Origin of the sequence: Spirosoma endophyticum (assembly GCF_900112365.1) — a bacterium.
Lineage (GTDB): Bacteria > Bacteroidota > Bacteroidia > Cytophagales > Spirosomataceae > Spirosoma > Spirosoma endophyticum.
Map to the genome: position 1 here is coordinate 426,266 of NZ_FOLQ01000002.1, position 13,160 is coordinate 439,425.

13 protein-coding genes are annotated in these 13,160 nt (G+C 49.6%); 2 read left to right on the forward strand and 11 right to left on the reverse strand.

Features of this window, described 5'->3' with window-relative positions; translation table 11 throughout:
- Window positions 1–48: 48 nt before the first annotated feature.
- Window positions 49–498: a hypothetical protein gene (locus BM202_RS06805; protein ID WP_093824303.1), complete on the reverse strand. Its 450-nt coding sequence runs from the start codon at window positions 496–498 to the stop codon at window positions 49–51.
- Between the two features lie 3 nt (window positions 499–501).
- The gene (locus BM202_RS06810) at window positions 502–1,056 is read right to left on the reverse strand and encodes a DUF1003 domain-containing protein (RefSeq protein ID WP_093824305.1); all 555 of its coding nucleotides are present in this window, start codon (window positions 1,054–1,056) and stop codon (window positions 502–504) included.
- A 121-nt stretch (window positions 1,057–1,177) separates the two neighbouring features.
- On the opposite strand from BM202_RS06810, the gene BM202_RS06815 reads away from it, so the two are divergent.
- Complete coding sequence (locus BM202_RS06815) at window positions 1,178–1,516, forward strand: hypothetical protein (protein WP_093824307.1); 339 nt, start codon at window positions 1,178–1,180, stop codon at window positions 1,514–1,516.
- 13 nt (window positions 1,517–1,529) lie between these two features.
- On the opposite strand, the gene BM202_RS37140 is transcribed toward BM202_RS06815, so the two are convergent.
- From BM202_RS37140 to BM202_RS06855, 9 genes are all read right to left on the reverse strand, one after another.
- Complete coding sequence (locus tag BM202_RS37140; protein ID WP_177236521.1) at window positions 1,530–1,682, reverse strand: hypothetical protein; 153 nt, start codon at window positions 1,680–1,682, stop codon at window positions 1,530–1,532.
- Window positions 1,683–1,768: 86 nt separating this feature from the next.
- Window positions 1,769–4,150, reverse strand: coding sequence for a phosphoketolase family protein (locus tag BM202_RS06820; RefSeq protein ID WP_093824308.1), 2,382 nt, complete (start codon window positions 4,148–4,150; stop codon window positions 1,769–1,771).
- 203 nt (window positions 4,151–4,353) lie between these two features.
- A complete protein-coding gene (locus BM202_RS06825) occupies window positions 4,354–5,229 on the reverse strand; it encodes a universal stress protein (RefSeq protein ID WP_093824310.1) in 876 nt (291 codons plus the stop codon).
- Between the two features lie 50 nt (window positions 5,230–5,279).
- Entirely contained in the window at window positions 5,280–6,275 is a 996-nt protein-coding gene (locus tag BM202_RS06830; RefSeq protein ID WP_093824312.1) for a 2-hydroxyacid dehydrogenase, read from the reverse strand.
- Between the two features lie 33 nt (window positions 6,276–6,308).
- Window positions 6,309–6,587: a hypothetical protein gene (locus BM202_RS06835; RefSeq protein ID WP_093824314.1), complete on the reverse strand. Its 279-nt coding sequence runs from the start codon at window positions 6,585–6,587 to the stop codon at window positions 6,309–6,311.
- A 213-nt stretch (window positions 6,588–6,800) separates the two neighbouring features.
- Window positions 6,801–7,451, reverse strand: coding sequence for an SDR family NAD(P)-dependent oxidoreductase (locus BM202_RS06840; protein WP_317039681.1), 651 nt, complete (start codon window positions 7,449–7,451; stop codon window positions 6,801–6,803).
- Window positions 7,452–8,296: 845 nt separating this feature from the next.
- Window positions 8,297–9,202: a hypothetical protein gene (locus BM202_RS06845; RefSeq protein ID WP_093824316.1), complete on the reverse strand. Its 906-nt coding sequence runs from the start codon at window positions 9,200–9,202 to the stop codon at window positions 8,297–8,299.
- A gap of 56 nt (window positions 9,203–9,258) precedes the next feature.
- A complete protein-coding gene (locus tag BM202_RS06850) occupies window positions 9,259–10,224 on the reverse strand; it encodes a GNAT family N-acetyltransferase (protein WP_245776549.1) in 966 nt (321 codons plus the stop codon).
- On the reverse strand, window positions 10,221–11,108 hold the full coding sequence (locus BM202_RS06855; RefSeq protein WP_093825162.1) for a Ppx/GppA phosphatase family protein: 888 nt from the start codon (window positions 11,106–11,108) through the stop codon (window positions 10,221–10,223). The genes BM202_RS06850 and BM202_RS06855 overlap by 4 nt, the downstream gene beginning before the upstream one ends.
- Window positions 11,109–11,292: 184 nt before the next feature.
- Here BM202_RS06855 and BM202_RS06860 point away from each other — a divergent pair, with 184 nt between their 5' ends.
- Complete coding sequence (locus tag BM202_RS06860; protein WP_093824318.1) at window positions 11,293–13,155, forward strand: carbamoyltransferase family protein; 1,863 nt, start codon at window positions 11,293–11,295, stop codon at window positions 13,153–13,155.
- Window positions 13,156–13,160: the final 5 nt, after the last annotated feature.

The following is a 13,160-nucleotide window of genomic DNA, read 5'->3' on the forward strand; positions in this document are numbered from 1 at the left end:
AAAGGGGATTGATATTCAGTAAATCCATTTGAAATTATGGACAGCCGCTCACTTTTTATACAAATTTCTGACCCCTGGTAGCAGTGCAACGAAGAGTATGGTTATGGCCAGAAACATATAGAAAGTTTGTGACCAATGAATACCGTAGATCACCACCATTTCGATCTGTATCCAGATAATCAGCGCAATAGCAACGTAAATGCAGCAGGTCCACGACCAGTGCATATCAGAGAAGAAATTTAATTGGTCGGCAGCTTTGCTGGCTGGTTTTTTTAGTAGTGCCACTACCAACAGACACGGTACCAGCCCCAGAACCCCAAACAGAAAAAGTCCGGGCACTAAAAAATTAGTAAAGGGTGACCTGTCCAACAGAGATAAAGGCATTCCCATCAGCTCACCGGAGGGCGAAACAATTAATACGCCACCACCTCCAATGGCACCCAAGCCAAGAAATGCCAGTAAAATCAGGATAATAGTTCGTGTCGTTTTTGTTTCCATTCGCTACGAATTAATAAGACGATTTTCCAGTTTTTCATTTATTTCCCGAAGCAGCGCGAATTGTTTTTCCTGGGTTTCAAATAGCGTTTTTACTTGCCCTTCAATCAATACGTCTATCTTTTTATTCAGGCTTCGGATCTGCATTTCTGCTTTTAAATTGATCAGGTAATCGTTTTCACTTCTCATTCGGTCTTTTTCTTCCTGCCGGTTCTGGCTCATCATGATAATGGGGGCTTGCAGGGCGGCAATACAGGAAAGAATCAGGTTCATTAAGATGAATGGATACGGATCAAATTTGTAATGCCCGACAGCCAATACGTTGAAAATGATCCAGATTGTCAGCAGGATACCGAACCAGCTGATAAATTGCCAGCTACCGCCGAACCGCGCTACTTTGTCTGAAAGTTTCTGACCTGGTGTCAATACATCCAGGGGCGGGTTTACCAGATTTTGAACAATAAGTTCTTCAGCCAGAATCGTTTCTTTAACGATCTTATGCAGTTTTTTGAGATGATTATTTTCGTCGCACAATAACTGATCAATTTCTTTATTTTTCATTTTTATAATTTAGTTTCTGTAGAAAAAAGACGTAGTAGTACTTATAAATGAAATAGTTTGTGTTGCGCTATTCTTTGCATACCTTTTACCAAGTGGTTCCGAAAAGAGCCATGAAAAAAATATGGAGAATCGAGCTAAATTAAATTCCATAAAGCTGACTCATACCGCTATCTGGCTATTCTTTGTTACAGCTATCTTGTATGTTCTCTACGCTGGATTGGCTAACCAAATAACCGCTTATACGGGAATTGCCATTGGGCTGGTTATTCTGGAAGGCTTGGTCTTGCTAGTCTTTCGGGGAAGTTGCCCATTAACGCTGATGGCCAGACAGTATTCCGCTTCCCGGAAGAATAATTTTGATATTTTCCTGCCGGAATGGTTGGCTCAATACAACAAGCTCATTTTTACCGGAATTTACGTTGTTGGCCTGATCCTCGTAAGCTATCGGCTACTGCATTGAGGTATGAACCTGTTCAGGAATAGACGTAAGGCTGATCGTACTCGATCTCACATAACGTGAGCCGGGCATACGGTTTTTCTTCGCCCCCTATAACCCAGGCGGCACTGGCTTGAGTAGGTATACGTAAGCCATACATCTGGTAATAAGCGGACAAATGCCCTGTCAAGATTAGTTTTATTTATGGGTTGCTTACCATTGAATGACCCGTACGAACGAAAGCGACCCTAGTATGAATAAATCCGCTGATGCGTATTAGGCATTCCATGTCCAATGGCGAATTTCGGGCATATCTTCTCCGTTGGTGTTGATGTACAATTTATGCTCGATGAGTTTATCTTTCATCAGTTGCTTCAGGTAAGATCCCGTGTTTCCCAGGTGCGGCAGGCGATCCAGTACGTCCATGACCAGGTGAAAACGGTCCAACTCGTTGAGGACCGTCATATCGAAGGCCGTCGTAATCGTACCTTCTTCTTTGTAGCCGCGCACGTGCATGTTGCTGTTGTTGGCGCGGTTGTAGGTTAACCGATGCACCAGCCAGGGGTAGCCGTGAAAGGCAAAAATAACGGGCTTGTTGCGGGTAAAAATGGCGTCGTAATCCGCGTCGCTCAGGCCGTGCGGATGTTCGGTATGGCGTTCCAGTTTTAACAGATCGACCACATTGACCACCCGAATTTTCAGCTCCGGCAGATGCGTGCGGAGAATCGAAACGGCTGCCAGTGTTTCGAGCGTTGGTACGTCGCCACAGCAGGCCATCACCGCGTCGGGCTCAATGCCCTGATCGTTACTGGCCCAGGGCCAGATGCCAATGCCTTCCGTACAATGCTTCGTCGCTGCGTCCATACTCAGCCATTGCGGGGCCGGGTGCTTGCCCGCCACGATCACGTTGACGTAGTGACGCGAGCGCAGGCAGTGATCCATCACTGAGAGTAAGCAGTTCGCATCCGGCGGTAAATACACACGTACTATTTCGGCTTTTTTGTTGATCACGTGATCTATAAAACCTGGGTCCTGGTGCGTGAAGCCGTTGTGATCCTGCCGCCAGACGGTAGACGTCAGCAGGTAATTGAGCGAGGCAATTGGTCGTCGCCACGGGATTTCGCGCGTCGTTTTCAACCACTTGGCGTGCTGGTTGACCATCGAATCGACAATGTGAATGAAGGCCTCGTAGCTGTTAAAGAGCCCGTGCCGACCCGTGAGCAGATAGCCTTCCAGCCACCCTTCGCACTGGTGTTCACTGAGCATTTCCATAACGCTGCCCGTCGGTGCCAGAAATTGATCATTCTCGGCCGTCTCGGCATCCCATTGCCGGTTGGTCACCTCAAAAACGGCTTCCAGCTTGTTAGAAAGCGTTTCGTCGGGCCCAAATATCCTGAAGTTGCGGGGTTGATTATTCAGCTTGATTACGTCCCGTAGAAACCGCCCAACCGTCTGCGTATCACTGGCTTGCGCGACGCCGGGCAACGATACGTCAACAGCGTACTCCCGAAAGTCGGGCATGTGGAGATCCTTCAGCAATAACCCGCCGTTGGCATGCGGGTTGGCACCCATCCGCCGGTCGCCCTGCGGGGCCAGCTCGGCCAGTAGCCGCCCCTGTTCATCGAAGAGTTCGTCGGGTTTATAGCTTCTCAACCAGCTTTCCAGTTGCGTCAGATGTTCGGGAGGGGTGGTGGCCGACACCGAAAGCGGAACCTGATGCGCCCGAAACGTGCCTTCGTTGGGAAGCCCGTCAATCACTTTTGGACCGGTCCAGCCCTTCGGTGATTTCAGTACAATCATCGGCCAGCGCGGTCGGGTCGTATTCCCTTCTGTTCGAGCTTCTTGCTGAATCTGTTTGATTTGCGCGATGGCGGCATCCAACGTAGCGGCCATCGCCTGATGCATGAGTTCGGGTTCGTGTCCTTCCACGAAGTAGGGCGTCCAGCCGTAACCACGTAGCAATTGCTCCAACTCCTCATGAGTGATGCGGGCCAGTACCGTCGGGTTGGAAATTTTATAACCATTCAAATGCAGAATCGGCAACACCACCCCATCGGAAACCGGATTGAGAAACTTGTTGGAATGCCAGGCCGTCGCCAGCGGGCCGGTTTCGGCTTCTCCATCGCCAATCACGCAGGCGACGACCAAATCCGGGTTATCGAACACGGCGCCAAAGGCATGACTAAGCGAATAACCCAGCTCACCTCCTTCGTGAATGGAACCGGGGGTTTGGGGCGACACATGGCTCGAAATGCCACCGGGGAAGGAGAATTGTTTAAACAGTTTTTTCAGTCCGGCCTCATCGGGGCTAATCCTTGGATAAACTTCGCTGTAGGTGCCTTCGAGATACGTATTGGCCACCACCGCCGGACCGCCGTGACCCGGTCCCGACATGTAAACCATGTTGAGATCCTCTTTTTTGATCACCCGGTTCAAATGCGCATAGATGAAATTCTGGCCAGGTGTAGTACCCCAGTGGCCCAGCAGCATACGCTTGATGTGGGCCAGGGTCAGTGGCTCCCGGAGTAACGGATTATCCAGCAGATACATTTGCCCAACTGACAAATAGTTAGCAGCCCGCCAGTAAGCATTGATCAACCGGACTTCCTGTGGTGATAAGGTCGTATTGGTTGGGGGGTGTCGTGTGAGTGTTTCCATGGTTGATTTGGTTTTGGTGCGAACGCCTGCTGATTGGCAATGGGGTCAGTAAACCTCAGCGTTGTATTCGTCAGGCCGATACGCTCAATCCTGCGGTATAATCCTCCGTTTGGGCAATTAGCCAGGGGTGTAAATGGCAAACTTGACGCTTGACGAGCCCATATTTAAAGTTAAAATGCGTTCGTTGGAAGGGCTCTCAACTATCAAAGCGCACTATGGACTGTCGATAGATGGTCGACTAATTCGGGCCGTTCGTCGCTGCCGTCATTATAAAGGGTCAGTAGCGGCACCAAAGGTGTATAGGCCTGCATACGCGTATGGCTATCTCCCAATATTGCGTTGGCCATACCCTTGAAACGGGGGATAGTAACCAATAAATCGACTGGATGCTCCGCCAGGTAGGCGTCAATACCTTCTTTGGCGCTGGAGGCCTGCAAGCGAGTTACATTTGGTTTAATGGGGTTTAAAAACTGTCGAATATGAAGTTCCTGTTCCGGGTGAATGACGCTATTGTCGGGCGTTTTAATGGTCAGTAAGGTGAGTAGTGCCTCTTTGAGCGTCACCAGCTCTTTTAGTGGATCAAGTAGTTTACTGTCCCTCAGATTGGCAAAATCGATGGCCAGCACCACCTGATAAATGGGTCGAGGGGTTGCATCAGTCGGTACCACCAGAATATTTGCTTTTAGCTCGTGAACCAGACCAATGGCACTATTGCCAAACAACCCATAGGTATCATTTTGCTGGGGGCCAATGACGACAAAATCGTAGGCCTCTGTCTGCACGATCTGTTCGACTACCTCCAGGGGATTGCCGGGCATGGCCGATGAGCGGAAGGTATGCCCCTCATGGGTAGCCTGTTGGCGCAGCTCGATCACCATACGCTGTAATTGATTGGCACTGGTAGTCGCTGAGCGAGCAGCTTCGGCGTTGTGTTTGAGGCCATTAAAGCCTCCTGTTTGCGCCGGATAGATGGTCAATAGGTGGAAATCAGCGATGGTCTCACTAAAGAACGATTGGGCAAAGGAGAGTGCATTCCGGGAGGCTTCCGAAAAATCGGTCAGCATAAGAATCTTTTTCATACGTTGTTGGGGACATCTATTTTTTAGTTTCTGCTTATCACCTGTTCTGCTTACCCAACCACCACGGCATCGGCGGGTAAGCGTTCCTGTTCCAGGTACGTCAGGTTGTTGAGCGTGGTATGGGCGATCTGCTCCATGGCTTCCCGGGTGAAAAAGCCCTGATGCGCCGTCACCAGCACATTCGGTAAGTGCGTCAGGGCATTCAAATTGGCATCCGGCAGGTCTTTATCCGACCAGTCGGCGAAAAAGTAATCGTCTTCTAGTTCGTACACATCAATGCCCAACGCCCCCAGATGGTCCCGTTGCAGGGAGTCCAGCACGGCAGATGTATCGAGCAGACCACCGCGACTGGTGTTGATCAGATAGGCACCGGGTTTCATTCGGGCCAGCGCCGTAGCGTCGATGATATGGTGCGTTTCGGGCGTGAGCGGACAATGGAGCGACAGCACATCGGCCTTTTCCAATACGTCATCCAGAGGTAAATATTCCACACCAAGCTGTTGCAAAACAGCCGCGGGCATTTTGTCGTGGGCCAGTACGTGACAACCAAACCCCAGCATAATGCGCGCAAAGGCTGCACCGATCTTGCCCGTGCCAATCACGCCCACCCGCTTGCCGTAGAGGTCAAACCCCATCAGGCCGTCGAGTGTAAAGTTGTTTTCTTTGGTACGTTGATACGCCAGATAGGTCTTCCGATTCAGCGACATCAGCAGCGCTACCGCATGTTCGGCAACAGAATGGGGCGAATAGGTAGGCACGCGCAAAATGCGGATGCCCAGCTCCTGAGCCGTGGTAATGTCCACCTGATTGTAGCCCGTGCAACGTAGTGCCACCAACCGAATACCCAGGGCGGCCAGTGCCTGAAGCGTGGGGCGCGTCAACTGGTCATTGACAAACACACAGATCGCCTGATGACCAGCCGCCAACTGCACCGTTTCGGGTGTCAAGGCTTGGGGTAGAAACGTCAACTGATGCCGGTGGTTGCGGTTGGCTTCTACCAGAAACGGCTGCTCGTAGGGCTGGCAACTAAAAAAAGCAATGTTCATAGTGTTCTAGTGTTTTTTTGATAACGGCACGTATCAGACAACCGCCAGCAAGGGAAGGTCAGTTAGGTTTGCCATGCGCTGGGTTTTGCTTCCGCAAACAGTTCCCAGAGCCAGTTTCGCATCTGCGGCAGCATTATGGGCCACCATTTCGGTCGCGAGGCCGCCCATTACCTGCATACTTTGCGAGGCCGTGCCCACGATGGACATCAGCAGCAGATCAGCCTGTTCCGCTTTTATGACACTGCGAATCGCCTTCATGAGGTGTCCTTCCTGGGCGATGGGAAAATCGGTAGCGAGAACGATCGTTTTCATAAAATGGCAAGGGGGAACCGGGTGATGGAGCCGTAACCATGGTGGATGACCGTTAATCCGCCGTAAAGGTAACGGGCTTTCTATCCGTAGAGACTGATCTTTATCAAGTCACAACCTGATGATTATCACTAGTGAAACTCTGATTTGCCTTTGTTCATGGAAAAAATGGTTAGCACCATCGGTTGGCGTAATCGAAGAGACAAACCGTCCGGTTTATTTGGCCAAATACCCCCCATCAACCGGGTAATACGATCCGGTCACAAACGAGGCTTTATCCGAACAGAGCCAGATAACTAATTCGGCCACCTCATCAGCCCTTCCCAGCCGGCCAATGGGATGCAGATCAACCAATTGTTGTTTGACTTCCGGGGACAATTGACTGAGCAACGGTGTGTCAATATAGCCGGGTCCGACGGCATTGATACGGATACCCTTCGATGCGTATTCAATTGCGGCCGTTTGCGTTAAGCCGATCATCCCGTGCTTGGCTGTCACGTATCCCGGCGACCCGGACATACCAACCTGTCCCAAGATGGAAGCCATATTGACAATCACTCCTTTGCCTTGTTTGATCATTGCCTCCAGTTCATACTTGAGGCAAAAGAAAACGCTGTTGAGGTTTATATTGATAATTTGCTGCCAGCCTTCCAGACTGTAGTCGGCCGTCAGATTCATCTCGCCCCCAATGCCCGCATTGTTGCAGGCTATATCGAGCGAGCCAAAGGCCGAAACGGTTTCCTGCACCAGGCGTTGACACTGGATTGGGTCACCCACATCGGCCTCGAAAAATCGGGTGTTTCCCCCGGCAGCGCTCAACTGGTCTGCAACCTGCTGGCCCTGAACGGGATCAATATCTGAAACCATGACATTAGCCCCGTGCTGGCCATAGAGCAGAGGGCGACAGCTTTGCCAATACCCGAAGCCCCGCCCGTTACCAGCGCGGTTTTCCCTTGTAAGTCGTTGTTCATAAGAAAAGAGTAAATAAAAAGCCTGGTCGACGAGATGGTTGGTCGTGGCTTGATAGGCAGATGTTTATTGATCAGCAGCGAAGTCGACTCGGTTCAGTCGGCACACACGAATCAATTTTGCCAGGGGAGCAGACGATTCATCAACTTAGTTTACTAAGCCGATGGGGGAGTGCTATACCAGGTGAGGCTCGTTCCAGAGATCGCCAAGTCGTTAATCATTTTGATCAACCGTAGGGGACTCATAAGGAAGCGCTCAACCGGGCGGTACCTATGTAACGTCGTTTTGCGACAAAAGGCTTAAAAATCAATCAATTAATTTTTGTGTCAGGTAGGTAAGAGAGCCATCGCTACGTCATCCGTCTCACTTACGTTTTATTTCCGCAGCCCAATACAGGTCGACTTTGGAGGGGATGATTAACAAACAAAATACGCGTTTGAGCCTAACCAGACTAAACCAGATGTGTTACTACATCGAAACTGGACTTGCTATCGTTTACTGGACACGCCTTAAGTATTCTTTTCCATCAAGGAGATGGATTTCGGATGGCTTAACAAGAATTTTTACGAGTTCGTGGTCGAACGTTGGTTGCGCCTGATAACTAATGCCGCCATAGCCTGAATCAGCAGCCTAAATCAAGACGATGTTAGGCTTCTGCAGAACCATAACGCTCAGTTCGCTCAGCCTGAGAAAGCTGACAGCCAGGGCAAAAAAGTTACTTCTCATGGTAGAATGTAAGCGCCTTACTGACCAACCGACTGGTTCACCAACTGCACTCGTTCAAGAGCATCGATGTAGCTTTTACTACTGGCATTCAACACACGAACTTTCCGGTAGTCGGCGTATTCACGTAGCACTTCATATCCCCGGAATACCTTGTGCAATGACAGAAACTGGCTCGCCATCGTGAACGTCTGGGTACGATGAGCATCTTTATAAACGGGCATAAACGCTACGTCCTTCGGCTTGTCGTAAAAGTGCACCTGCTTAATTAATAGCTGATTATCGTCATTGATACGTATTTGCTCGTGCCAGGACGTATCGGCCCCAAACAGAAAAACCTCATCGAACTTGCGGTTGATCATCAGAAACAGCGCCGTAACAATAACCGTCTGGGCTTGAGGCATGCCGAGATTAGCGGTATAGAGCCAATAGCAAAACCAGTTGAATCCACGAATGATGGTAGGGTTAAAATAAACAAGCTCGATCCGTGAATTTCCTTTTTCGATTTGCTGGATAAAATAGGAACCCTTCGCAAAATTGGGGATGAACAGACGCATGGACCAATCGACCTGCGTAATTAGTGCTTGTAAAATCTGGTGTAGATCTTCACGCCCGGTTGTCGCGTCATGAAACGTGAACGCGTTGGGGTCGGCAATGATATAATTTGCCGGGCGTAAGCGCGTAAAATAATCCGTAAGGGCAAAGCCATTGACAACGATCAATTCGGTTTCCAGCAGAAAATCCAGGTGATTAGCCAGCGAATCGTTTAAAGAAGGACCATTGCCCAGAACGGAACAGCGAGTTTGCTGCGGAGCTGGTAGTCGAACACCCCACTGCGACCGTAGCAGCACTTTGGCCAGCGACAACAGTGACTGCGCCAGATTGGAGAAGAAAGCAGCAACGGCGTTAAAGACATTTTCAAGCATTAGTAAATCAGAAAAAGAGTAGCGTAAAACTACAAAAAAAGCCTAACTCACTCGTTTCAAAAGCGCTTCTCGAAAACCTGTTTTGGCGACTCCTTCGCACCGAGATTGCGTTTGAACCGTATTAGGCTGGGTTTAGGGAGATGAGAACTGTCGAGTGATACACCCAGGTCAAGAAGCCGGATGCCTTGTTGCTGACAGTACGTATACAGGCCATCATAGAGCATCACCATCGGGCTAAACGTTCTATAATCAGTATTCGAAGCAGGCAGAAAGGTGTATAAAATATCTTTGCGTATCCGTACGGTTATCATCATAGCCGCCAGCATGTGGTTATCATAGACCGAAAAAACAGAAAAATGATCCGGGAATGTCCGTAACAAATGGGCCAGATAATCAGCGCTAACCGGTAGCGGATAACCTTGCTGCTGGCGGGCCGTCTGGACAAATTTTACTACGCTACTGATATCCGGATTTTGCTGGTTTTCAAAGTGAAAACCGGCTTCCCGGCATTTTCGTAGGCGTCGACGTTCTGCCGGAACCAGGTTGCTATCAAACTGGTGGTTAGAAATAGGCAAGAAAAATGACTGGTTCTCTTCAATTAGTTCAAATCCGTATTTCAGTAGTTTTAGGCTGAGTCGGGCGGCCTGTTCGGGCGCGTAACAGTGCGGATACGTTACGAGCCGAAACGTAGTCGCTCCAGTGTATTTAACGGCTTCATTAAGTGACCATAAAAACTCATCTAGCACTGAATCAGGCAAGGTTTCAGTGAACTCAACAGACCCGAATGGAGCTGCACCGGGACTAACGGCACAGCCAGCCTTTATAAAGAAAGCACATCGGGCGTCAGCAAGCCCACTACGTTGGTTCAGTGCCGAGACCAAATGAAACTGCCCATCAAGTTGCTGACGAAGATGGGCAGTTTCGTTAAAGAAAAAACCGGGCTGACAGAAGGCCGGAATATCAATAGGTTTCGGATTATACTGATATAAAATCGTATGACCAGCCAGGGAGATTTTGTTCACCACATGGGCTTTCGGCGATTCAGTTGACCGTAGACCAACTGAATGATGCCATCTTTTAAGCCTAAATCAGGTACGATGATTTTTTCGGCACCGGCCCATTTCATTACCGAAATATAGATGTCGGCGGCTGGAACGATTACATCGGCCCGGTCGGCATTTAAGCGAAGTTTGTTAATTCGATCCTCCTGGCTGAAGCCCGCAATGTAGTTGCGGATACGTTCGATTTCGGCTCGATTTGTTTCCGTTTCAGAAACTTTGGCCGCCAGATTAAACAGTTTGCTGATGTTGCCGCCCGTACCGACGGCTGTCACTTCCTGCGTTGAGTCGATATTGTCCTGAACCCAATCTTCAATTTTACGCCAGGCTCCTTTCGATTCTTTCCCTTCCAGCAGACGTACTGAGCCGATTTTAAAGGACTTTGAATTGATCTTCTGCCGATTTACGTACACGTTCAGTTCGGTGCTACCCCCACCCACGTCGATGTGCAGATATTGCCGGTCGTCCAGTGCCTGAACAACCACATTATTAATGAGTTCGGCTTCTTTCTGACCGTCAATGATATGAATCTTGATCCCTGTAGACGCTTCAATTCGTTTGGCAATTTCCGGGCCATTTGAGGCTTCACGCATAGCCGACGTAGCACAAGCCATGTACCCTTCCACCTCGTGCAGTTCCATGAGCAGTTTATAGGCTTGCATGAGTTTATTGGTCCGGGCTTCGCTTTCGGGCGTTAGGGCGCCGTAGTTAAACACGTCGTGGCCCAAACGGAGTGGAAATCGTACATATTCGACACGTTTGAAGCTAACGAGGTTGTCATTATGCAGAACGGTTGAGATCTGCATGCGGGCTGCGTTAGAGCCGATATCAATGGCTGCCAGTTTCACAATAATAGGAGCGTTGTTGCTGAAAAACGGCCAAAGATAGTTTATTTCAATACTGTACACCCTATGTTACGCAGCGATTACCATTTAGTAGGAATTAACCGGAAAGTAAGTCAAAATGGGGCCGATACGTCGATTGCCAGAAAAAACCCTTACTTTTGGCCCCTCTTTACTGGTATACTAGTTCATGACCATATTAGGTATTTCTGCTTTTTATCACGATTCGGCTGCAGCATTGATTGAAGATGGCCGAATCGTTGCGGCCGCTCAGGAAGAGCGATTTACTAGAAAAAAGCACGATCCGGGTTTTCCCGCTCAAGCGATTAAATACTGTCTTCAATATGGCGGTGTCGACATAAACAAACTGGATGCCATTGTCTTCTACGACAAACCACTGCTCAAATTTGAGCGGTTGCTGGAGACGTATTATGCCTTTGCTCCCAAGGGTATACGCTCGTTTCTGATGTCGATTCCGGTTTGGCTGAAAGAGAAATTATTTCTCAAGCGGCTGATTCGGGAAGAACTGGAGAAGTTAGGGTATGATCCGTCCCTTAAAATAAAATTACTCTTTCCTGAGCACCATCTTTCGCACGGAGCCAGTGCTTTTTATCCATCTCCCTTTAAGCGGGCAGCTATTCTAACGGTCGATGGCGTAGGCGAATGGGCTACGGCTTCTATTGGTTTAGGGGATGGGAAAGATATTTCGATCCTTAAGGAAATGCGGTTCCCGCACTCACTCGGGCTCTTGTATTCAGCTTTCACTTATTTTCTCGGCTTCCGGGTTAACTCAGGCGAATACAAACTCATGGGTCTGGCGCCCTATGGCGATCCGACTTCGCCGGACGTCGCCCGGTACATGACGCTTATTAAAGAAAAACTTGCTGACCTTAAGCCCGATGGCTCCATCTGGCTCAATCAGGAGTATTTCGATTATGCTACGGGTCTCCGAATGGTACACGCCAGCAAATGGGAGGAACTGTTTGGTTTCCCGCTGCGCCAGCCTGAAGACGAATTGCAGGCGCATCATTGCAATCTGGGCCTGGCCATTCAATACCTGACCGAAGAGGTCGTGCTGAACATGGCGCGTGAAGCCAAACGCCTGACCAATGCCGATGCGATCGTCATGGCCGGTGGCGTGGCGCTAAATTGCGTATCGAACGGAAAGCTTCAGGCAGCCGGCATCTTTAAAGACATTTTTATTCAACCAGCCGCCGGTGACGCGGGTGGCGCGTTGGGGGCGGCACTGGCCGCTTATCATATCTACTTCCAGCAGGAGCGGGTAGTTACGACCGAGCGGGATGCCATGCGTGGCTCTTACCTGGGACCAACATTCTCGGATCTGGATGTTGAGCTGATGGCCAAAAAGTACAAAGGCGTTGCCACCCATTATGAGAATTTCAATGACCTGAGTCGCGATGCGGCTAAATTGCTTGCCGATGGCAACGTAGTAGGGTGGGTGCAGGGGCAGATGGAATTTGGTCCACGGGCGCTGGGTGGACGTAGCATTCTGGGTGATCCACGGAATGCGGAGATGCAAAAGAAGCTGAATCTGAAAATCAAATACCGCGAATCGTTCCGGCCATTTGCACCTTCAGTACTGGCCGAAGATTGCGCTGAATACTTCGATTACGATGGAATTTCGCCTTATATGCTGCTGGTACACCCGGTAGCCCAGAAGCGTCGGACACCGGTTCCGGCCAACTATGCCAGTTTCTCGTTGCGTGATAAGCTCTACTATCAACGGTCTGATCTGCCGTCCATTACGCACATTGATTATTCGGCCCGGATTCAAACGGTGCATAAAGACACGAACCCGCGCTACTACCAGTTGATCGATGCCTTCAAACAGCTCACGGGATTTGGCGTGATTGTTAACACCAGTTTCAACGTGCGGGGTGAACCAATCGTCTGCACACCCGACGATGCGTACCGATGCTTCATGCGCACCGAAATGGATTATCTGGCTGTAGGTAACTTCCTGTTCGACAAGCGGAAACAGCCCGAATGGCAGGGAAGTGACAACTGGAAAGAAGAATTTGTTTTAGACTAACATAC

Coding starts and splice junctions, on each gene's coding strand:
- BM202_RS06830 (WP_093824312.1), bottom strand. CDS start 6,275: ATGAACATTGCTTTTTTTAGTTGCCAGCCCTACGAGCAGCCGTTTCTG.
- BM202_RS06820 (WP_093824308.1), bottom strand. CDS start 4,150: ATGGAAACACTCACACGACACCCCCCAACCAATACGACCTTATCACCA.
- BM202_RS06815 (WP_093824307.1), top strand. CDS start 1,178: ATGGAGAATCGAGCTAAATTAAATTCCATAAAGCTGACTCATACCGCT.
- BM202_RS06810 (WP_093824305.1), bottom strand. CDS start 1,056: ATGAAAAATAAAGAAATTGATCAGTTATTGTGCGACGAAAATAATCAT.
- BM202_RS06805 (WP_093824303.1), bottom strand. CDS start 498: ATGGAAACAAAAACGACACGAACTATTATCCTGATTTTACTGGCATTT.
- BM202_RS06840 (WP_317039681.1), bottom strand. CDS start 7,451: ATGGTTTCAGATATTGATCCCGTTCAGGGCCAGCAGGTTGCAGACCAG.
- BM202_RS06845 (WP_093824316.1), bottom strand. CDS start 9,202: ATGCTTGAAAATGTCTTTAACGCCGTTGCTGCTTTCTTCTCCAATCTG.
- BM202_RS06835 (WP_093824314.1), bottom strand. CDS start 6,587: ATGAAAACGATCGTTCTCGCTACCGATTTTCCCATCGCCCAGGAAGGA.
- BM202_RS06825 (WP_093824310.1), bottom strand. CDS start 5,229: ATGAAAAAGATTCTTATGCTGACCGATTTTTCGGAAGCCTCCCGGAAT.
- BM202_RS06860 (WP_093824318.1), top strand. CDS start 11,293: ATGACCATATTAGGTATTTCTGCTTTTTATCACGATTCGGCTGCAGCA.